Here is a 19,975-nt window from a genome sequence, read left to right as displayed (position 1 = left end):
AAGGTTACCGCTGCACCATATGGCATTATGTCATTTGGTGCGAAGCCAGAAACAGGGGGGCCCACCGTGCCAACCGAACCGCGTTCTCCACGGCTTGCTGTGCTGATCGACGCAGACAATGCCTCGGCCAAGATTGCCGACGGGCTGTTCGAGGAAATCGCAAAGATCGGCGAGGCAAGCGTTCGTCGCATCTATGGCGACTTCTCTAGCACCCGTTCGAAGGCGTGGGCCGATGTGCTGTCGAAGCACGCGATCATCCCGCAGCAGCAATTCGCCTACACCACCGGCAAGAACGCATCCGACATCACGCTCGTCATCGACGCGATGGACCTTCTCCACAGCGGGCGGTTCGAAGGCTTCTGCCTAGTGTCCTCCGACAGCGATTTCACCCGCCTTGCCGCTCGCATCCGGGAGCATGGGATCGACGTTTATGGGTTTGGCGAGCAGAAGACACCGGAGAGTTTTCGGCAGGCATGCCGCCGGTTCGTATACACCGAGAACCTGCTTCCGACTGCGCCAGCCAACGCTCAGGATGCGGCGCCGACGAAATCTTTGCAGCCGCCCAGCGCCGCGACGCCGATCATCACCAAGGTCATTTCACAGATGGAAACCGAGGACGGCTGGGTGCCGCTCGGCATTGTCGGCAATCAGCTCGCAAATCTGGCATCGGACTTCGATCCCAGAACCTTCGGCTTTCGCAAGCTGAGCGATCTCGTGCGGAAAACCAATGCCTTTGAGATCGATCATCCCGAGGGTGGGGCGGTGCGTATAAGGATCAAGCCAGCTGCGAGGAGCCGAGAGAAATCGAAATCGGCAGCGTCGCGCTGACCCCTGCAAAAAGGTGAGCATCCCCGGCCCGATTGGCCTCTGGTCTGACCACTATTTCGCTGGCGAAAACTGCCATTCGGCGTAATATTCTCATGGGAGAGGGTTCAGGGCGGAGGAGGCCAATGAACATCGTCTCGAGAGCGCCTGCCGTTGACTTGACCGTCCAGGAACTTGTTTCATCTGCGCTTTCAAAATTCCGCGCCGGCGACACCATATCGACCAGAGCCGCAATAGATGCCATCCGCCGAGCAGACCCAGCTTGTGAGGACAGCGACGATCATCTGGTCGAGCTTGTCGTCATGACCGCAATTGGTAGGACCATGGGGGTCGTGTTCGACCATCGGTCTCGCTAGTGCATGCCGCCCCTAGCTTGCGCACTGTCTGAACTACCGGCGACGTAAGCCACTCAGTAACCATGAATTGTGATCGGGATGGATCACGCCATTCGTCATCGGAACGTATAACCCCGCTGCGCCGTTGCTGTCTTCGGAGTCAAGGAGTGGCGTCAATGCGTGATGAACAATTCGACATTCCCGTGACGATCGAGAGCGAACGGATCGGCCGCCCCCTCTCTGTGACGAGGACGGTCCAGGCAGCCTCGCTTCTGGTCGACAAGTGGCCAGACGAAAAGCGCGGGCCGAAATATCGCGCGGCCTTGAAAGCCATGATGGATGCGATGGAGCAGCGGCGGGCGGTTGGCAGTGCGCGGCGGGCATTCGCGGCCGCCGCCAAGGAAGCCGATGTGTTCGTGCGCGAAGGCCGGCACTAAGGAACCTCACGAAATCTCCGTCGTTATGCCCTAGGTCGAAACGAGGAGAACTGCCATGGCCGACGACAAGACCAAGACCGACAACCGCGATCGCTCACAAGTAGCCGGCGACGAAGACTATGAGGTGAGGCATCTCGCCGAGGAAGCCGGCATCACTCCCGACCAGGCACGGACGCTGATCAAGCGCCACGGCACCGACCGCAAGGTGCTGAACGAAATCGCCGAGAGCATAAAGGCGTTGTGATGGCTGACAAGAAGACCGCAATGGCCGACCGGAAGAAACGCGAGCCGGACGACAAGGAGGCCCTGCGCCTGGCCGAGACCACCGACGTTTCTCCCAACCAAGCGAAGGATCTGATGCGCAAGCACGGCAAGGACAGCGCCAAGGTCGAGAAGGAAGCCAAGAACTTCAAGGCCGAAGGCTGAACGGCCGATTTGGCGGAGCGTCCGCCCTCTCCGTATCCCCGTCGCATGTGTCCGTCACGCGTCGTTTGTCTGACGTCGCGGGCCGGCCTGAGCGGTTTATCGGTTTTCTAACAAATTCGGCCTATTCCCGTTCTAGTAACGGGAGCTGGGCTTTTGGCGCAAACAGAGAAAATCGCCACGCGACGCGCTATCGCGCTGTCTGTTGTCGTGCCGTGCTACAACGAAATCGACGGAATCGCCGAGCTTTACCGGCGCGTGACAGCCGCTTGCCGTGAACAAGCGGGGCATTCTTACGAGATCATCTTGGTCGTCGATGGAGCAACCGACGGTACCCGAGAGGCCATTTTCGATCTCGCCAGACAGGACAGCCACGTCGTCGGATTGGATCTTGCCCGCAACTACGGCCACCAGATTGCGCTCAGCGCCGGCCTGGAGTTTTGTCGCGGCCAGCGCATTCTCATTCTCGACGCCGACCTTCAGGACCCGCCGGAATTGCTCGAAGCCATGATGGCAAAGATGGATGAGGGATTCGACGTCGTCTATGGCCAGCGGCTGAAGCGGCAAGGCGAAGGCTGGTTCAAGCGCACGACCGCGGCCGTGTTCTACCGCCTGCTGCGCAAGATGGTCGATGTCGACATGGCGCTCGATTCCGGGGACTTTCGCCTGATGAGCCGCCGTGCGCTCGATCATCTCAATGCGATGCCCGAGCGCTACCGCTTCATTCGCGGCATGGTGAGCTGGATCGGCTTGAAACAGGTGGCCTTTCCCTATGAACGGCACCAGCGCTTCGCCGGCGCCACGCACTATCCCCTGAGGAAGATGGTGTTGCTGGCGATTGATGCGATGACGAGTTTCTCCACCGTACCCCTGCGGTTTGCCTCGCATCTCGGCATGATCTTCGGTTTTCTCGGGCTTGCCGCTCTCGGCTACACACTGTTCTCGTGGTTCGTCGGCAGCGTGTTGCCGGGGTGGACCAGCCTGGCCGCGATCGTCCTGATCCTCGGCAGTGTTCAGCTTCTGGTCCTCGGGATTTTCGGCGAGTATCTCGGGCGCATGTATATGGAGACCAAGCGACGGCCCCTCTACCTGGTAAACGAGATTGCCGCCCACGATCCCGCCTCCGAGAAGCTGCCCGTCCATCGCCTGCAGGAGATGGCCGGGCAGCTGACGAAGGGAGCCGCGCGTGCTTCAGGCAGAATTTGACCAATTCGCGCAGGAATATCAGCAGCAGCATGCCGCAAGCATCCGGCTGAGCGGCGAGACGCCGGATTTCTTTGCGCAGTACAAAATCGATGACGTCGCGGCAAGGCTCGCCCGCTCGGGCGTGAAGCCGCGGCGGATACTCGACTTCGGCGCGGGCGTCGGAAACTCGCTGGGACCCATGCGCGCCGCCTTTCCCGACAGCGAAATCACCTTGCTCGACCCGTCCTCGCAGTCGCTCGACATCGCCCCCAAGCGCTTTCCCGGCCAGGCTCATTTCAGGCACTTCGACGGCGAAACGATCCCATATGAGGACGCGAGTTTCGATCTCGCCTTCGCCGCCTGCGTGTTCCATCACATCCCTGAAAACCTCCATGTCGGCCTGATCAAGGAGATCGAGAGAGTGCTGGCCAGTGGCGGCAGCTTCTTTCTGTTCGAGCACAATCCCTTGAATCCGCTGACGACGCACGCAGTGCGAAGCTGTGCTTTCGACGAGAACGCGGTTCTGATCAACGGCCGCGACATGCGTGCGCGAGTGGCCGCGGCGGGCTTCTCCAGGGCCGATATCGTCTACCGGATTTTTTTCCCGCGCCTATTCGCAAGATTGCGGCCGTTCGAGCGCTTCCTCGCCACGGTTCCCCTTGGAGCCCAGTATTTCGTGCATGCGATCAAGCCTGCCGTCTGACCATCAATAGAGATGCTCGGCAGCAAGCAGCTCAGGGATATTCTATGCTCCAGATACAGGCTTCCCGTGAAGCACCGCCGTTGATAGACGACGCCCGGCGCGCAAGGCTGGTGTTTTGCCTGGTCGCCGCGGGTGTCATGGCGGCTGCGCTCCTTGCCCTCGCCGCTTCGTTGCTCCAGGACCCCGACAGTTGGTGGCATATCAAGGTCGGGCAGGATATCCTGGCAAGCCGCGCATTCCCGACGATCGATACCTATTCCTACACCTTTGCCGGCCATCCATGGATCGCCAAGGAATGGCTCGGGCAGGTTCTTCTAGCGCTTGCCTATGACGCAGCTGGCTGGAGCGGTGTGGCGCTGCTGACGATCGCCATGGTCGTCCTGACGGTCTTCTTGATGTCGTGGCATCTCAGCGTCTGGCTGAAGCCGACACTGGCGGTGGGACTAACGATCGTTTTGGCGCTCCTGATCGACCCCGTCTACATCGCGCGGCCGCACATCTTCACCTTGCCCATCATCGTCGTCTGGACCGCGTATCTTTTCGGCGCCGCGCGCAACGAGCAGGCCCCGCCTCTATGGCTGCTGCCGCTGCTTTGCCTATGGGCCAACCTCCACGCGACGTTCACCTTCGGCTTCGTCATCGCGGCTTTTGCCGGCCTCGATCTTCTCATGCGCATACGCCTGTCCAACCCCGCGCTCCTTGCCAAATGGGTCGCCTTCGGGCTGCTATGTCCGCTGGTCAGCCTGCTCAATCCCTATGGCGTCAAGGCCATACTCGCCACATTCACAGTGGCCTATGGCAATGAAGCGGTGCCCTACATCATGGAGTGGCGGCCGTTCAACGCTTCTGAGCATGGTTTCCAGGAGATGGCCCTGCTGATTGTCTTTTTCGGGCTGCTGGTTTCGAGACTGCAGATCGGCTGGGCCAAGGCGTTGTTCCTTGTCTTCACCTTGCATATCTATCTCACCCACATACGTTTCATTTACCTGTTCTTTCTGCTTGTCCCGATCGTCCTCGCCGTGGAGGTTGCGCAGCAATATCCAGCACTTTCGGCCCGGAAATGGGCGGAGGAAAAGCGCGACGGGCTTGAACAATTTTTCGTGCGGCGGTTCCGCCAAGTCTGGGGTGGAATTGCCGTCTTGCTGGTTTTGGCATCGGCGGCCTTCATTGCCACCTATCCGGTCGCGCCGAGCCAGAAGACCTCGGCCAAGAATGCGCTCGCATTCGCCCAGACCCGCAATTTATCAGCCAATCTGCTGAACTCCTACGATTTCGGCGGCACGTTGATTTTCCATGGCATCAAGACGTTCATCGATGGCCGCACAGACCAGCTCTTTCTGAATGGCTTCGCGAAAGCAGATGAGCAAATGGGGCGCAGCGGCGGAAAGCCTGTCCTCCAAGCCCAGCTCGATAAGTATGCGATAGACTGGGCCTTGCTGACGGCGGACGACAGCCGCATTCCGTTCTTCGACGAGCTGGGCTGGAAGCGGGCATATACGGACGACTATGCTGTGATCTACATGCGCGATCATTGATTTTCAGCAGCGTCTCGCGCCGGCGCACGGCCTGTCCGGGCCATCTTGTTTTCAAACGCCGTGCCTCTGTTGAGATCGCGACAGCAAAATCCCTATAGGATTTTTATTTCTTTCCCGCTCGCCACGTCTCGAACCTTTATGGTGTTTCGAGCCATATTCTACCGGAAATACACATCTCGGTCATTCTGCCGTTGTGGCGGGACGTTTCCGCATGATTTCGGCCTGCCGCCTGCAGGAGACGCGAAAACAAACGAAAATAAGGAACATGCACGATGGACATCGTCGTTCTCGGGATAGGGGTTTTGTTCTTCGCCCTTTCTTTTGCCTACATCAAAGCCTGCGACAGTCTTTAAGCGGGAGGATCGCAACATGCTTCTCGACTACATCCTCGGTGGCGGCGTGACTTTGTTCCTGCTCGCCTATCTCACCTACGCCCTCGTTCGGCCAGAACGCTTCTGACTTCAACTGGCCAGGCACGGAAAGCTATTTCAATGACTCTCAACGGATGGATACAGATCCTCGTTTATTGCGGGATCGTCATTTTGCTCGTGAAGCCGCTCGGCGGCTACATGTATCGCGTTTTCAGCGGCGAACGCACATTCCTGTCGCCGATTTTGGGGCCTCTCGAACGGAGCCTTTATCGCATCTCGGGAACCAGCGAGCGCGAGGAGCAGCACTGGACCTCCTATGCGGCGGCCCTGCTGTTCTTCAACCTGGCCGGCTTCCTGGTGCTTTACTTCCTGCAACGGCTGCAGGGCAGCCTGCCCTATAACCCGGCTGGCATGACCGCCGTCGAACCCGGGCTCGCCTTCAACACCGCCGCCAGCTTCATGACCAATACCAACTGGCAGAACTACGGCGGCGAAAGCACGATGTCCTATCTCGTGCAGATGGCCGGCCTCACCGTGCAGAATTTCCTGTCAGCGGCGACCGGTATCGCCATCGCGATCGCGCTGATCCGCGGCTTCGCCAAGGCTTCCGGCAAATCGATCGGCAATTTCTGGGTCGATATGACCCGGTCCACCCTTTACCTGCTGTTGCCGCTCTGCATCGTGCTGACGCTGATCTATGTCTATCTCGGCATGCCGCAGACGCTCGGCGCCTATGTCAACGCAACGACGCTGGAAGGCGCGCAGCAAACGATCGCAGTCGGGCCTGTCGCCTCACAGATCGCCATCAAGATGCTCGGCACCAATGGCGGCGGCTTCTTCAACGCCAATGCCGCGCATCCCTTCGAAAATCCCGATGCGATCTCGAACCTGATCCAGATGGTGACGATCTTCGCCATCGGCGCGGCGCTGACCAACGTCTTCGGCCGCATGGTCGGCAACCAGCGCCAGGGCTGGGCGATCTTGACCGCGATGGGCGTCCTGTTCATCGCTGGCGTCGCCGTCTGCTACTGGGCGGAAGCCGCAGGCAATCCGCTGGTGCATGCGCTCGGTATCGACGGCGGCAACATGGAAGGCAAGGAAACACGTTTCGGCATCGCTTTATCGGCGCTGTTTGCGGTCATCACCACGGCCGCGTCCTGCGGCGCCGTTAACGCCATGCATGACAGCTTCACCGCGCTTGGCGGCATGATCCCGATCATCAACATGCAACTCGGCGAGGTCATTGTCGGCGGCGTCGGCGCCGGTCTCTACGGCATCCTGATGTACATCGTGATCGCTGTCTTCGTTGCCGGGCTGATGGTCGGACGCACGCCCGAATATCTCGGCAAGAAAATCGAGGCCAAGGAGATCAAGATGGCAATGCTGGCCATTCTCTGCCTGCCGCTGGCGATGCTGATCTTCACCGCCATTGCGGTGGTGCTGCCGACAGGCGTCGCTTCCATCGCCAATGCCGGCCCGCACGGTTTCTCCGAGGTCCTCTATGCCTACACCTCGGCTGCCGCCAACAACGGCTCGGCCTTTGGCGGCCTGACCGGCAACACCCCTTGGTACAACATCACGCTCGGCATCGGCATGCTGATGGGCCGCTTCCTGGTCATCATCCCGGCTCTGGCAATCGCCGGTTCGCTGGTCGCCAAGAAGACGGCCCCTGCCTCAGCCGGCACCTTCCCGACCGACGGGCCGCTATTCGTCGGGCTGCTGGTCGGCGTCATCCTGATCGTCGGCGGCCTCACGTTTTTCCCGGCGCTGGCGGTCGGACCGATCGTCGAGCACCTGGCTGGCATCCACGGGCAGACATTCTGAAACCGCCCCACCTTGGATCCCCACCTTGGATCAATGTCATGTCCTGGTTCGAAACTATTCGTCGCAAGATCCGGCATCGCGCCGATCGGAAGGGGGAGGCAACCCCTCCTCCTTTCCCGACCATGTCCACCTTCCTTGGCATCGCGGCAGTCATGATCGTGATCTGGTTGCTGGCTTACGGGCTTCCGCATCTGCTTTCGGCATCCGATCGGTCGGTGCCATCCAACAACATCGACACTGGAGCCACCAAATGAGCCAGTCCAAATCCGCTGTTATCATGGATGCTCGTATCCTGTTGCCCGCCATCGGCGGCGCCTTCAGGAAGCTGAACCCGCGCACCTTGATGCGGAACCCGGTGATGTTCGTCGTCGCTGTCGTCTCGGCGCTCACTTCAGTCCTGTTCGTCAAGGATCTCGTCACCGGCGGCGGCGATCTCGGCTTCTCCCTGCAGATCATCATCTGGCTGTGGTTCACCGTGCTTTTCGCCAACTTCGCCGAAGCGGTCGCCGAAGGCCGAGGCAAGGCGCAGGCCGATTCGCTGCGCAAGGCGCGCACCGAGACTCAGGCCAAGCTGTTGACCGGCGACGACCGCACCAAATTCAAGCTGGTGCCCGGCACCAGCCTGAAGGTCGGCGACGCGGTGCTCGTCGAGGCCGGAGACATCATTCCGTCGGACGGCGAGGTAATCGAAGGCGTCGCTTCGGTCAACGAGGCGGCGATCACCGGCGAATCCGCCCCGGTCATTCGAGAATCCGGCGGCGACCGTTCCGCGGTGACCGGCGGCACTCAGGTGTTGTCCGACTGGATCCGCGTGCGCATCACCGCGGCCTCTGGCCATACGTTCCTTGATCGCATGATCTCGCTCGTCGAAGGCGCCGAGCGCCAGAAGACGCCAAACGAGATCGCGCTCAACATCCTGCTCGTCGGCATGACGCTGATCTTCGTGCTGGCGACGGCGACGATCCCGAGTTTCGCCTCCTATTCGGGCGGCTACATCTCGGTGACCGTGCTCGTCGCCCTGTTCGTGACCTTGATCCCGACGACGATCGGCGCGCTGCTTTCGGCGATCGGCATCGCCGGAATGGATCGCCTGGTGCGGTTCAATGTATTGGCCATGTCGGGCCGCGCCGTCGAGGCGGCGGGCGATGTCGACACACTGCTGCTCGACAAGACCGGCACGATCACACTCGGCAATCGCCAGGCGACGGAATTTCGTCCGGTCAAAGGCGTCACCGAGCAGGAATTGGCCGACGCGGCGCAGCTCGCTTCGCTCGCTGACGAGACGCCGGAAGGCCGCTCCATCGTCGTGCTGGCCAAGGAGAAATACGCCATCCGCGCCCGCGACATGGCAACACTGCATGCCACTTTCGTGCCCTTCACCGCACAAACCCGCATGAGCGGCGTCGACATCGATGGCTCATCGGTTCGCAAGGGCGCGGTCGATTCCGTGCTCGCTCATGTCAATCAGTCGACCGTCGCCACCCATGCCACGCGCCCCAGCAGCGACACCGTCCGCGACCTGCAGGCAATCGCCGACGACATCGCCAAATCCGGCGGCACGCCGCTGGCGGTCGAGCGCGACGGCCGCCTGCTCGGCGTCGTCCATCTCAAGGACATCGTCAAGGGCGGCATCAGGGAACGGTTCGCCGAGCTGCGCAAGATGGGCATCCGCACGGTGATGATCACCGGCGACAATCCGATGACGGCGGCGGCGATCGCGGCGGAAGCCGGCGTCGACGACTTCCTTGCCCAGGCGACGCCCGAGGACAAGCTGAAGCTGATCCGCGACGAACAGGCTAAGGGCAAGTTGGTCGCCATGTGCGGCGACGGCACCAATGATGCGCCCGCCCTTGCGCAGGCCGATGTCGGCGTCGCCATGAACACCGGCACGGTCGCCGCACGCGAAGCCGGCAACATGGTCGATCTCGACAGCGATCCGACCAAGCTGATCGAGATCGTGGAAATCGGCAAGGCGCTGCTAATGACGCGCGGATCGCTGACCACCTTCTCCATCGCCAATGATGTGGCCAAGTATTTTGCCATCATCCCGGCCATATTCGCCGTCTTCTACGTCGCGCCGGGGCAGACATCAGGCCCGCTGCAGGCGCTCAACATCATGCATCTGGCAACGCCGCAGAGCGCCATTCTCTCGGCCATCATCTTCAACGCGCTGATCATCATCGCGCTGATCCCGCTATCGCTGAGAGGCGTCAAGTATCGCGCGATCGGCGCCGGCGCGCTGCTCAGCCGCAACCTTCTTGTCTACGGCCTCGGCGGCATCATCGTCCCGTTCGTCGGCATCAAGGCGATCGACATGGCCATCACCGCGCTTGGCCTCGCATAAGGAATTACGTCCATGCTCAAGCAAATCAGACCCGCGATCATCATGATTGTCTTCTTCACCGTGCTAACCGGCCTGGTCTATCCGATCGGCATGACCGGCATTGCTCAAGCTGTGTTCCCGCGCCAGGCCAATGGCAGTCTGATAGAGAAAGACGGCAAGGTCATCGGTTCCGAACTGATCGGCCAGGCTTTTGCGAGCGACCGCTATTTCCATGACCGCCCATCGGCTGCCGGCGACGGCTACAACGCCGCCGCTTCGAGTGGTTCGAATCTCGGCCCGACCAACCCCAAGCTGATCGACCGCATCAAGGGCGATGCCGACAGGCTGAAGGCGGAAAATCCGGACCAGCCGGTGCCGATGGATCTGGTCACGACCTCAGCCAGCGGCCTCGATCCGCATATCAGCCCCGAAGCCGCCTACTTCCAGGTCGCCAGGGTAGCCAAGGCCAGGGGCGTTGATGAAGCCAGGATCAAATCCCTTGTCGACAGCCATGTCGAGGACCGCGAGCTCGGTTTCATGGGAGAGCCGGTGGTCAATGTGCTGACGCTCAATCTGGCACTGGACGAGGCCACCAAGCAATGAATGGTGGGCCGGGGATCGACACCATCCCCGGCGCCATTCATGATCGATTCTGATGCCGGACGACAGCCGCAACGAAACCAGACCCTCACCCGACGCGCTGCTTGATCATGCGGAGCGGGAGGCGCGCGGTCGCCTGCGAATATTCCTGGGCGCAGCGCCCGGTGTCGGCAAGACCTATGAAATGCTGATGTCGGGCCGTGCAAGATTGGCCGACGGGGTCGACGTGGTGATCGGCGTCGTCGAAACGCACGGCCGCAAAGAAACCCAGACTCTGGTCGACGGCTATGAGCTGATTCCCCGTCGTCAGGTCGACTACAAGGGGCGCATCCTCGAGGAGATGGACCTCGATGCCATCCTTGCCCGGCGTCCAGCGCTGGTCCTCGTCGATGAGCTTGCCCATACCAACGCGCAGGGCAGCCGCCATCCCAAGCGCTATCTCGACGTTCAGGAAATCCTGACGCACGGCATCGACGTCTATACGACGCTCAACATCCAGCATGTCGAAAGCCTGAACGATGTCGTGGCGCAGATCACCCGCGTCAGGGTACGCGAGACGGTCCCAGACTCTATCATAGACCAGGCTGACGACATCGAGATCATCGATCTCACTCCCGACGACCTGATCAAGCGGCTCGAGGAAGGCAAGGTCTATATCCCCAGCACCGCCCAGCGCGCCATCGAGAACTATTTCTCGCCGGGCAATCTGACGGCGCTTCGGGAACTGGCGCTCCGCCGCACCGCCCAGCGCGTCGACGAGCAGTTGCTGATCCACATGCAGGCCCACGCGATACCGGGGCCCTGGGCGGCCAGCGAACGTGTCCTGGTCTGGGTCGACGAGGATCCGCGCAGCGCGTCCCTTGTGCGCTATGCTCGCCGCCAGGCCGAGCGGCTGCGCGCACCATGGCTCGCGCTCTACGTCGAGACGCCGCGTTCGACGGGCCTGTCCGAGCAGGATCGCGACAGGCTAGCATCGACGCTTCGCCTTGCCGAACAATTGGGCGGCGCTGCCGTCACCATACCCGGCCAGGACGTCGCCGCCGACATTCTGCGATACGCGGGCGCGAACAACGTCACCCACATCATCACTGGCAAGCCGCGCAAGCCGCGCTGGCGGCAATTGTTTGACGGCGCCGTCACCTATGATTTGATACGCGACGCGGGAAAGATCAGTGTCCATGTCGTCTCCGGCGACGTCCAGGCACAAGCGCAGCCGTCGCGCGGTATCACCCCGGCCCACCCGGCGCGTTTCGACATCAAGCCCTATTTGATCGTTACCGGCTACGTCGTCGCGGGGCTACTTTTCGGGCTGCTCTTGTCGCGTGTGCTCGACGTGCGAAACATCGCCCTAGTCTTCCTCATGGCGGTGCTGGTATCTGCGGTCACCGCGGGTCTGTGGCCTGCGATATTCGCTTCTGTTCTCAGCACCTTGGCCTTCAATTTCTTCTTTCTCGACCCGCTTTACACCTTCAACATCAGCGACACGGAAAGTGTCGTCGCGCTCGGCTTCCTCTTCTGCGTCGCGATCATCGCCAGCAATTTGACGGCACGAGTGCAGCGCCAGGCCGTGGCGGCACAGTCTCGCGCTCGCACCACCGAGGACCTTTATCTGTTCTCAAAGAAGTTAGCGGGAACTGCCACGCTCGATGACGTGCTTTGGGCGACTGCCTTCCAGATCGCCTCCATGCTGAAGCTGCGGGTCGTGCTGCTTCTGCCCGAAAACGGCTCGATCACCGTCAAGGCCGGCTATCCGCCCGACGACACGCTGGCCGAGGCCGACATCGCGGCCGCCCGTTGGGCCTGGGAACACAACCGCGCCGCGGGACGCGGCGCCGACACGCTGCCAGGGGCAAAACGCCTCTATCTCCCGCTGCGGACGGGGCGCACCGCCGTCGGTGTCGTCGGCCTCGACAACGACAAGCAAGGCCCGCTGCTGACGCCCGAGCAGCAGCGCCTGCTCGATGCGCTCGCCGACCAGGCGGCGGTCGCCATCGAGCGCATCCAGCTTGTCGCCGACGTCGACCGGGCCAAGCTCGCCGCCGAGGCGGACAAGCTGCGCTCTGCGCTGCTCACCTCCATTTCCCATGATTTGAAAACACCGCTTGCCGCCATCATGGGCGCGGCCGGCACGCTAAGGGAATTCGCGCCGGCACTTCCCGAACAGGACCGTGCGGACCTGCTTTCGACCGTGCTCGACGAATCGGAAAGGCTAAACCGCTTCATCGCCAATCTGCTCGACATGACCAAGATCGAATCCGGAGCGATGGAGCCGAACTACGCGTTCCACTATGTCGGCGATATTGTCGGCTCCGCGCTGTACCGAGCCAGGAAAATCATCGGCGAACACAAGACCGACATAGACATTCCCGCTGACCTGCCGATGCTGAGGCTTGACCCCGTCCTGTTCGAGCAGGTGCTGTTCAACCTCCTCGACAATGCCGCAAAATATGCGCCGCCTGGTTCGACGATCCGCTTGCAGGGCTGGCTCGACAATGGCTTCGTCATCCTGCAGATCATGGACGAGGGGCCGGGCATTCCGCCGGCCGATCTGCAACGCGTTTTCGACACATTCTACCGGGTGCGCAAGGGCGATCAGGTCCGTGCCGGCACCGGGCTCGGGCTGTCGATCTGCCGCGGGTTCATCGAAGCGATGGGCGGGACAATTTCGGCGGCCAGCAGGACCGACCGCTCGGGTGCGGTTTTCACCGTCAGAATGCCGGTGCCGACGGAATTGCCCGCCGTGGACGACCCCAACGGCGATGACCAAAATGTGGGCGGCCCCGATCTGGATGATTTGGCATGACGAATCTGGACGTCAGGATATTGGTCGTCGATGACGAACCGCCGATCCGCAAGCTGCTTCGCGTCGGCCTTGGCAGCCAGGGCTATGCGATCAGCGAGGCGCCGAACGCCAAGGCGGCGATCGAGCTCATGGAGACGGAAAAACCGGACTTGATCCTGCTCGATCTCGGCCTGCCCGGCATGGGCGGCCACGAATTGCTGAGCAAATGGCGAGATGATGGCCTTGACGTCCCCGTGGTCATCCTCTCCAGCCGCACCGATGAGGCCGGCATCGTCTCGGCACTTGAACTGGGCGCCGACGACTATGTCACCAAGCCGTTCGGCATGAACGAGCTTGTCGCGCGCATTCGCGTGGCGCTTCGCCACAAATTACAGCAGCAGGGCGAGAAGCCTGTTTTCCACACTGGCGATCTCACGGTCGATCTGGTGAAACGGATCGTCACCGTCGAGGGCAGGGAGATAAAGCTCTCGCCGAAGGAATATGACATCCTCCGCATCCTCGTCCAGCACGCCGGCAGGGTTCTTACCCACCGGTTTCTGCTGAACCAGGTCTGGGGCGATTCGACCGACGTGCAGTATCTCAGGGTTTATGTGCGGCAGCTCCGGCAGAAGATCGAGAAAACGCCCGACCAGCCGCGCTACATCACCACCGAAACCGGCGTCGGATACCGCTTGCGAGAAGTTGACTGAATACAATCCGGGTGGACAACGCTCAGTCTGCCGAGAGTCCCGCGGTTCGGGCAAGCGCGCCGCTGAAGCCGGCCAACGAGATGGGAAAGCTGATCGGCTGGCCCGTATCGACCGCGACCGCGTTGATCTTCAAAATGGTGGCGGCCTTGAGCAGCGGCGTGATTTTCGCGTCGAATGTCACGGGAACCAGGCAACCGACGGCCTGACAGGTGCTGAACTGCAGGATGCCCTCCAGCTTCTTGTCGTCAACTTCGAGATTGATGCCCTTGGCCAGGGCCAGCCCGAACGGCAGCGCCAAGGTGCCGTTGGCTTGCTCTGCGGCCTTGGTCGCCAATTCTATCGCCAGAAGGCGCTGGCCGTTCTGCTTGTTGAACTGCTGATGCGACAGGCTGCATGCCTTGGTTTTGCCAATGATCTGGCAATTGACCGTCCAGTCGCCATGCGTCTCGGACAGGGCCGACGCGCCACCGGGCAGTTGCGGCGGCTTGGCCACGTCGGCCGGCACCGCTTTGTCGGTCTTGGTCTGCGCCAGCGCCATTGCCGCCGGCAGGCCAGCGATGAAGGCGATGCCCAGCACGGCCGCGAAATAGGCCCGCTTTCTCATGAAGCCCCTCTTACCCTTCACCTCAAGCCAACTAGAAGCTGACCTTGAGGGACGCGCTGACCGCGTTCTGTTTTACTGTTTCCCCGAAGGCGCCATTGTACCTGACGGCCATGCCGACGCCGTTCACGCCATTGAGTTCGAGTCCGGCGCCGACGCGATAGAGCGGCGAATCGACCTCCTGTGTCAAGTGCAGCGCCGGATTGCCGGGCAGATCTTCCGCGGCCGCGAATTGGCCCTCGATCTCCCACTTCTTGTTCGAGAACTCCACGCCTGCCTTTCCGTAGACGCGAAGGCTGGCGATGTCGCTAAGCGCGATGTCGGTGCCGAGCTCGAGGCCTGGCGTCGCGGAATAATAGGTGTTGGAACTGTCGTCGAAATTGAAGGCGGCAACCGAACCCTCTTCCTTGCCGGAGACGCGAAGCCAGCGTGCATCGAATTGCAAGGTCGGCTGCAGGTAGAACGCGCCCATCTGCTGGGTCACGCCGAACCGTGCCGAGCCGCCGAACTGGGCGGTCCTTTGCGTATAGGTGACGCTGTTGCCGATGCCCTCGAGCAGCAGTTCCGGCAGATAGACGCCTTCGAGCGTTTCGCCGGGAATATAGCCGACCTGGTCGACATGCGTGTCGCGTTGGCCGTCGAACATGCCGGTGCCGCCGCCAACGGCAAAGTCGACGAAATAGTTCTTGTTCTCGTATTTCGCCAACGCGTAGGCCTGCCAGGATTCACCCTGGGTGGTCGACAGCAGGTCCTGGTTGAAATGGATCTCGGAATCGAACTCTGTCCGCCCGATTGTGCCGCCCAGCGACCAGTTCTGGTTGACCTCGCCAATGGCGCCGAACGACATCGTCTTCAACACATCGTCGCGGCTGGTCGTTCCCGCCCCGGCGTCCCGGCTGTAGTCGGCCTGCGGGCTGATCACGCCCCAGACGCAGCGCCCGTCGGGATTGCTGTATGCGGGAACGCCGGTGCATTCGCGCGCCGTTTCCAGCATGATGTCGGCCGAGCGGTTGACCATCTCGAACGCATGCACCGCGTAATGCGGCGTCAGTCGCGTCAGCGCTGCGCCGAGTGACGCCTCATCCGGCAGGAACCGCAGCATATTGATCAGCCGCGCCATCGGATTGTCCGGGCTCGACGACGCCTCGACATCGTCGAGATACTGCGCCATCTCGAACACGCCCGGGTCGTTGGTGCCGGAGTTGGGATCCTGCGCCAGTTCCAGGAAGGTCGGATTGTCGGCGTAGAGAACGAGATCGGTGCCGTCGTCCACCCTGGTCAGGAAATTGAAGCCGACCGCCGGATGCAAGGTCGTCGGCGTGATGCCGGAATCGACCATCGAGGAGCCCTTCGCCAGCAGATATTCGGTAAACAGCTTGTCGATCGACAGGAAGTTGAGCGGCGCCTCGCCGTTGAAGTCGCCGGCGCCGGTCAAGGCAAGGGCGTCGGTGATCTGATTGTTGAGATCGACGTCGGTGACGAAATCGCCGGTGGCCATTTGGGTGAAGCCGCCGGTCACATCAACTGTCTCCACGACCGCGATACCCTTGTTGGTCATCAGGCCGTCGTTGAGGAAGGTGCCGCCGCCGAGGTCGATGGTCTTGAGGCCGACCATCGAGGAATTGGCGAAGTTGTGGAAACCGTTTATGCCGCCGCCGAGATCGATATTGCCGATAACGCGGCCAAGCGTGCTGGCTGTCCTTTGATTGTTGACCAGATCGTTGCCCGAGGTGCCGGTGATCGACAACGGGCTGAAATCGTCCAGCAGCGATTCCAGGATCGCCTTCTTCGGGGCAACGGGTCCACCGGCCACAAGCTCCTGGAGGTATTCGGCCAGGTCTGCCTCATTCTGGAAAGAAAAGGATCCCGTCAGCCCCATCGCATAAGTCAGGCTGTTATTGTTCAGCGTATTGTTCTGACCGCCGACCAGCATGGCTGCCACGCCAGTGCCGCCGCCGCCTATTGTATACTGGCCTTTCAGGTCCAGACTGATATTGCCCTTCAACCCGCTGGCCGTGCTTTCGGCATAGGCTGCGACCGAATCCGCACCCTGTGCGAACAAATTGCCCTCCGCGATCAGGTCGACTGCGCCGGAATTGCCTTGGCCGGTGGCGCTTTGCCCGAACAGCGCATACGAACTCGCGCCCTTTACCCAGACCTGGCTCATCGCCGTCGCTTCGGCCGCGGCTGCGTCGCCGATGCCGCCTTGCGAGCCGGCAGCCGATTGGCCCATCGCCAGCGAGGCCATGCCACCAGCGCCACCGCCGCCGCCGACAGCCTGCGCGATAATGCCATGGGCGCGGTCGCCGTCCGTCTCGATCTCACCGTCCTGGATGATGGTGACCTTGCCGCCGGTGCCCTTGGTGCCGCCAGGGGTGTTGAAGCCGATGGCGTTCGGGCCGCCGCCATCGTCGTCGGCGCCGAAACGGCCAAAGCCGGCGCCACCGAAGCCGCCGCCGCCGCCGACCGATTGCGCGATGATGGCAATCGAATCCTTGCCCGTCGTCGTGATCGTGCCGGTGCGGATGACGGTGACGTCGCCACCATCGCCGCCATTGCCGCCGAGCCCGCCAATGGCGAGCGCATTCGAGCTCTTGCCCTTGGCGTCGCCGCCATAGCCGCCACCGCCGCCGACCGATTGCGCGACAACACCATGCGCGCGTTCGCCATGGGTGATGATCGCGCCGGAGATGGTGACGTCCACCTCGCCGCCATTGCCGCCATTGCCGCCGAAGCCGCCAAGTTGCAGCGCAATCGAGTTGTCTCCGGCCGTGTCTGCCGACACTGTGCCGCCATAGCCGCCGCCGCCCCCGATCGACTGCGCGAAGATGCCGATCGCGCCGTCCTTAGTGGTTTCGATGACGCCGTCATTGTTGACGATGACATGGCCGCCATTAGCGCCGTCGCCGCTCGGCAGCGAAACCGCGCCGCCGATCGACATGTCGGCTGTCGAGGCGCTGGCCGCGGCGCCTGATGCGCCGCCGCCGCCGCCGACCGACTGGGCGAAGATGCCGTGCGACAGATAGCCGGTGGTCTGGATCAGGCCATGATTGTCGACCGTCACGTCGCCGCCGCGACTGCCTGCGCCGCCGATGCCGCCGATCGACAAATTGACCGCCACCGACTCGGCCTCGCCGGTTTCGGTCGAGCCGCTGCCGGCCGCACCGCCGCCACCGCCGATCGACTGCGCGAAGACGCCATAGGAATTGTCGCCCTGGGTGATGATGGTTCCGGTCGTATTGTTGATGACATGGACGAACTTGCCGATGCCGCCATTGCCGCCAAGGCCGCCAAGAGCCGCCGAAATGGAAACAGAGGCGTCGGCGGATGTCGAACCGGCCGCGCCGCCGACACCGCCACTGCCGCCGATCGACTGCGCCATGACGCCGTGCGAATTGGCCTTGTCCGTCAGGACAATTCCGCTGTTGGTGACATGGACCTCGCCGCCATCGCCGCCGCCGGCGCCAAGACCGCCCATCGAGAACTTGACGTCCACGGTGCCGCCGTCGCTGCCCGTGCTCTTGCCGGCGCCGCCGGCGCCGCCGCCACCACCGATCGACTGCGCGAAAATGCCGATGGAATTTTCCTGCCTGGTCCAGATCAGGCCGGTGGACTGATTGGTGACCTCGACGAGCTTGCCTTCGCCGGCGCTGCCGCCGAAGCCGGCTATCGCGCCGCCGATCGCGTATTCGGCTTTGGCACCGGCCGACGCAGAGCCGCCGACGCCGCCGCCGCCGCCGATGGAGCTGGCGCTGATGCCGTAGGAGAAGGCGCCGTCGGTGATGATCCAGTTGCTGTTGGTGACCGACACTTCGCCGCCGTCGCCGGCCGTGCCACCCGGGAGAGACAGGGCCACGCCGATCGAAACGGTCGTCTCGCCGTTGTCGCCGGCACCACCACCGACGTCCTCGTCGGAAGCTGAAGCCGCGCCAGACGCGCCGCCGCCGCCGCCGACCGCCATCGCCATGATACCGGACGAACCGAAGCCCTGCGTGGTGATGAGGCCGGAATTGATGACGGTCACCTTTCTGGCTTCGCTGGCGCCGCCGCCATGTCCAGCCAAGCCCATATTCACGTTGACGCTGGTCTGGCTGCTGCCGCCGATATTGTAGGACTTGGCGGTGCTGGAGCCGCCAATGCCGCCGCCGCCGCCGATCGACTGGGCGATGATGCCCGACGAGAAGGCGCCGGTGGTGGTCAGCGTGCCCGAATTGATGACGTCGACTGTGTTGCCGTAGCTGCCGGTGCCGCCGCCGCCACCCATGGCGAAATTCGCCGCGACATTGACACCGCTGCCGCCGCCGACATTGGCCGATCCGCCGGTGCTGGTGCCGCCATTGCCGCCGCCGCCGCCGATCGACTGCGCAACGATCGCGCTGCTGGAATCGCCGGTGGTCGTTACCGACATCGCATTGGTCACATGGACGTCACCGGCGAAATCGCCATTGCCGCCGCCGCCGCCGATATTGACGGTGGCGCTGACCGTCACATTGTTGCCGTAGCCGCCAGCGCCACCGAACGTATCACCGGCGTTGCCGCCACCACCGCCGATCGATTGGGCCATGATGCCAACGGCCTGGAAGCCCTGGGTTTCGATCCTGCCACCGCCGGCAAGCCCGGTCTCGACCCGGACCGTCTTGCCCTCGCCACCGCCGCCACCGCCACCGCCCACGCCGACGCCGAGATTGACCGCCACGCCGTTGCTGACGGCACCCGCAATCGAGGTCGTGCGGCCACCATTGCCACCGCCGCCGCCGATCGATTGCGCCACGATGCCGCCCGAACCCGTGGCATCGGTAAGTGAAATGAGGTTGCCGTCCGCCTTGAGCGTGACAGCGCCGCCCGAGCCGCCATTGCCACCGCCGCCGCCGACGCTGACCGCTACGGCGGCGGCGGCAATGGCGGCAAAGCGTTCTCCGGCGCGTTCAGTGCCGGTCTCTATGCATCCGCCGCCGCCGCCGATCGCCTGTGCCAGAATAGCCTTGGATTCCGCGCCGCTGACCGTGATGTCGCCGGTATGCGTGACGTTGACCGCCATCGCGTCCCTGCCAACGCCGCCGTCGCCGCCGACCGCCACGCCGACGCCGACAAAGGCGCCGACGGACACCGCACCGGCGCTGCCGCCATTGCCGCCGCCACCGCCGACCGACTGGGCGAGTATGCCGTGTGACAGGTCGCCTGTGGTGGTGATCCTATTGGTGTTGACGACCTCGACCTCGCCGCCATTGCCGCCGCCGCCGCCATGGCCGCCGACACCAACCGCGGTGAACAGGCCGCCTGCTCCGGCCAAACCGCCGTCGCCGCCGCCGCCGCCGCTCGAC

17 protein-coding genes are annotated in these 19,975 nt (G+C 62.6%); 14 read left to right on the top strand and 3 right to left on the bottom strand.

The features are described 5' to 3' along the window. The first annotated feature begins 66 nt into the window (after positions 1–66). On the top strand, positions 67–828 hold the full coding sequence (locus tag EOC94_RS25615; RefSeq protein ID WP_126104910.1) for an NYN domain-containing protein: 762 nt from the start codon (positions 67–69) through the stop codon (positions 826–828). Positions 829–1,016: 188 nt separating this feature from the next. Here EOC94_RS25615 and EOC94_RS34365 read toward each other — a convergent pair whose 3' ends face one another. Further along, positions 1,017–1,169, bottom strand: coding sequence for a hypothetical protein (locus tag EOC94_RS34365; protein WP_210212093.1), 153 nt, complete (start codon positions 1,167–1,169; stop codon positions 1,017–1,019). Positions 1,170–1,336: 167 nt separating this feature from the next. Here EOC94_RS34365 and EOC94_RS25605 point away from each other — a divergent pair, with 167 nt between their 5' ends. The 13 genes from EOC94_RS25605 to EOC94_RS25545 all read left to right on the top strand — a co-directional run bounded on the left by EOC94_RS25605 (position 1,337) and on the right by EOC94_RS25545 (position 14,053). After that, positions 1,337–1,597, top strand: coding sequence for a DUF982 domain-containing protein (locus tag EOC94_RS25605; protein ID WP_126104909.1), 261 nt, complete (start codon positions 1,337–1,339; stop codon positions 1,595–1,597). 55 nt (positions 1,598–1,652) lie between these two features. Next, positions 1,653–1,841 (top strand): DUF3606 domain-containing protein, encoded by a 189-nt coding sequence (locus EOC94_RS25600; RefSeq protein WP_095488451.1) that lies wholly within the window; start codon positions 1,653–1,655, stop codon positions 1,839–1,841. Continuing rightward, entirely contained in the window at positions 1,841–2,023 is a 183-nt protein-coding gene (locus EOC94_RS25595) for a hypothetical protein (protein ID WP_164546994.1), read from the top strand. The genes EOC94_RS25600 and EOC94_RS25595 overlap by 1 nt, the downstream gene beginning before the upstream one ends. Positions 2,024–2,176: 153 nt before the next feature. Then, positions 2,177–3,226 carry a glycosyltransferase family 2 protein gene (locus EOC94_RS25590; RefSeq protein ID WP_127294247.1) on the top strand — a complete coding sequence of 350 codons (1,050 nt, stop codon included), beginning with the start codon at positions 2,177–2,179 and terminating at the stop codon, positions 3,224–3,226. Further along, a complete protein-coding gene (locus EOC94_RS25585) occupies positions 3,207–3,908 on the top strand; it encodes a class I SAM-dependent methyltransferase (protein WP_127294245.1) in 702 nt (233 codons plus the stop codon). Before EOC94_RS25590 ends, EOC94_RS25585 begins: the two co-directional genes overlap by 20 nt. Positions 3,909–3,952: 44 nt before the next feature. Continuing rightward, positions 3,953–5,443, top strand: coding sequence for a hypothetical protein (locus EOC94_RS25580; protein WP_127294243.1), 1,491 nt, complete (start codon positions 3,953–3,955; stop codon positions 5,441–5,443). Between the two features lie 369 nt (positions 5,444–5,812). Further along, a complete protein-coding gene (gene kdpF, locus EOC94_RS25575) occupies positions 5,813–5,902 on the top strand; it encodes a K(+)-transporting ATPase subunit F (RefSeq protein WP_032918612.1) in 90 nt (29 codons plus the stop codon). Positions 5,903–5,934: 32 nt separating this feature from the next. Next, positions 5,935–7,638: a potassium-transporting ATPase subunit KdpA gene (gene kdpA, locus EOC94_RS25570; protein WP_127294241.1), complete on the top strand. Its 1,704-nt coding sequence runs from the start codon at positions 5,935–5,937 to the stop codon at positions 7,636–7,638. Positions 7,639–7,676: 38 nt separating this feature from the next. Beyond that, positions 7,677–7,892 carry a hypothetical protein gene (locus EOC94_RS25565; RefSeq protein ID WP_127206111.1) on the top strand — a complete coding sequence of 72 codons (216 nt, stop codon included), beginning with the start codon at positions 7,677–7,679 and terminating at the stop codon, positions 7,890–7,892. After that, positions 7,889–9,982, top strand: a complete 2,094-nt coding sequence (gene kdpB, locus EOC94_RS25560; protein ID WP_127294239.1) for a potassium-transporting ATPase subunit KdpB — start codon at positions 7,889–7,891, stop codon at positions 9,980–9,982. Before EOC94_RS25565 ends, kdpB begins: the two co-directional genes overlap by 4 nt. Positions 9,983–9,994: 12 nt before the next feature. Then, entirely contained in the window at positions 9,995–10,564 is a 570-nt protein-coding gene (gene kdpC / locus EOC94_RS25555; RefSeq protein ID WP_127294237.1) for a potassium-transporting ATPase subunit KdpC, read from the top strand. A gap of 52 nt (positions 10,565–10,616) precedes the next feature. Continuing rightward, positions 10,617–13,364 carry a sensor histidine kinase KdpD gene (locus EOC94_RS25550; RefSeq protein WP_127294235.1) on the top strand — a complete coding sequence of 916 codons (2,748 nt, stop codon included), beginning with the start codon at positions 10,617–10,619 and terminating at the stop codon, positions 13,362–13,364. Further along, entirely contained in the window at positions 13,361–14,053 is a 693-nt protein-coding gene (locus EOC94_RS25545; protein ID WP_095488435.1) for a response regulator transcription factor, read from the top strand. Before EOC94_RS25550 ends, EOC94_RS25545 begins: the two co-directional genes overlap by 4 nt. 22 nt (positions 14,054–14,075) lie before the next feature. Here EOC94_RS25545 and EOC94_RS25540 read toward each other — a convergent pair whose 3' ends face one another. Beyond that, a complete protein-coding gene (locus tag EOC94_RS25540; protein WP_127294233.1) occupies positions 14,076–14,657 on the bottom strand; it encodes an invasion associated locus B family protein in 582 nt (193 codons plus the stop codon). 31 nt (positions 14,658–14,688) lie between these two features. After that, positions 14,689–19,944 carry an autotransporter outer membrane beta-barrel domain-containing protein gene (locus tag EOC94_RS35130; protein WP_281032980.1) on the bottom strand — a complete coding sequence of 1,752 codons (5,256 nt, stop codon included), beginning with the start codon at positions 19,942–19,944 and terminating at the stop codon, positions 14,689–14,691. Positions 19,945–19,975 lie beyond the last annotated feature (31 nt).

The organism is Mesorhizobium sp. M6A.T.Ce.TU.016.01.1.1 (assembly GCF_003997065.1).
In the GTDB taxonomy this organism is placed as follows: Bacteria; Pseudomonadota; Alphaproteobacteria; order Rhizobiales; family Rhizobiaceae; genus Mesorhizobium; species Mesorhizobium mediterraneum.
Note: the sequence above shows the minus strand (reverse complement) of the source record. Positions and strands in the feature narration are given on the sequence as shown.

What these genes read in the sequence shown, in the direction of transcription:
- kdpB (WP_127294239.1), top strand. Translation starts at nt 7,889, where the DNA reads ATGAGCCAGTCCAAATCCGCTGTTATCATGGATGCTCGTATCCTGTTG.
- EOC94_RS25605 (WP_126104909.1), top strand. Translation starts at nt 1,337, where the DNA reads ATGCGTGATGAACAATTCGACATTCCCGTGACGATCGAGAGCGAACGG.
- EOC94_RS25540 (WP_127294233.1), bottom strand. Translation starts at nt 14,657, where the DNA reads ATGAGAAAGCGGGCCTATTTCGCGGCCGTGCTGGGCATCGCCTTCATC.
- EOC94_RS25550 (WP_127294235.1), top strand. Translation starts at nt 10,617, where the DNA reads ATGCCGGACGACAGCCGCAACGAAACCAGACCCTCACCCGACGCGCTG.
- EOC94_RS25580 (WP_127294243.1), top strand. Translation starts at nt 3,953, where the DNA reads ATGCTCCAGATACAGGCTTCCCGTGAAGCACCGCCGTTGATAGACGAC.
- EOC94_RS34365 (WP_210212093.1), bottom strand. Translation starts at nt 1,169, where the DNA reads ATGGTCGAACACGACCCCCATGGTCCTACCAATTGCGGTCATGACGAC.
- kdpA (WP_127294241.1), top strand. Translation starts at nt 5,935, where the DNA reads ATGACTCTCAACGGATGGATACAGATCCTCGTTTATTGCGGGATCGTC.
- EOC94_RS25565 (WP_127206111.1), top strand. Translation starts at nt 7,677, where the DNA reads ATGTCCTGGTTCGAAACTATTCGTCGCAAGATCCGGCATCGCGCCGAT.
- kdpF (WP_032918612.1), top strand. Translation starts at nt 5,813, where the DNA reads ATGCTTCTCGACTACATCCTCGGTGGCGGCGTGACTTTGTTCCTGCTC.
- kdpC (WP_127294237.1), top strand. Translation starts at nt 9,995, where the DNA reads ATGCTCAAGCAAATCAGACCCGCGATCATCATGATTGTCTTCTTCACC.
- EOC94_RS25600 (WP_095488451.1), top strand. Translation starts at nt 1,653, where the DNA reads ATGGCCGACGACAAGACCAAGACCGACAACCGCGATCGCTCACAAGTA.
- EOC94_RS25595 (WP_164546994.1), top strand. Translation starts at nt 1,841, where the DNA reads ATGGCTGACAAGAAGACCGCAATGGCCGACCGGAAGAAACGCGAGCCG.
- EOC94_RS25545 (WP_095488435.1), top strand. Translation starts at nt 13,361, where the DNA reads ATGACGAATCTGGACGTCAGGATATTGGTCGTCGATGACGAACCGCCG.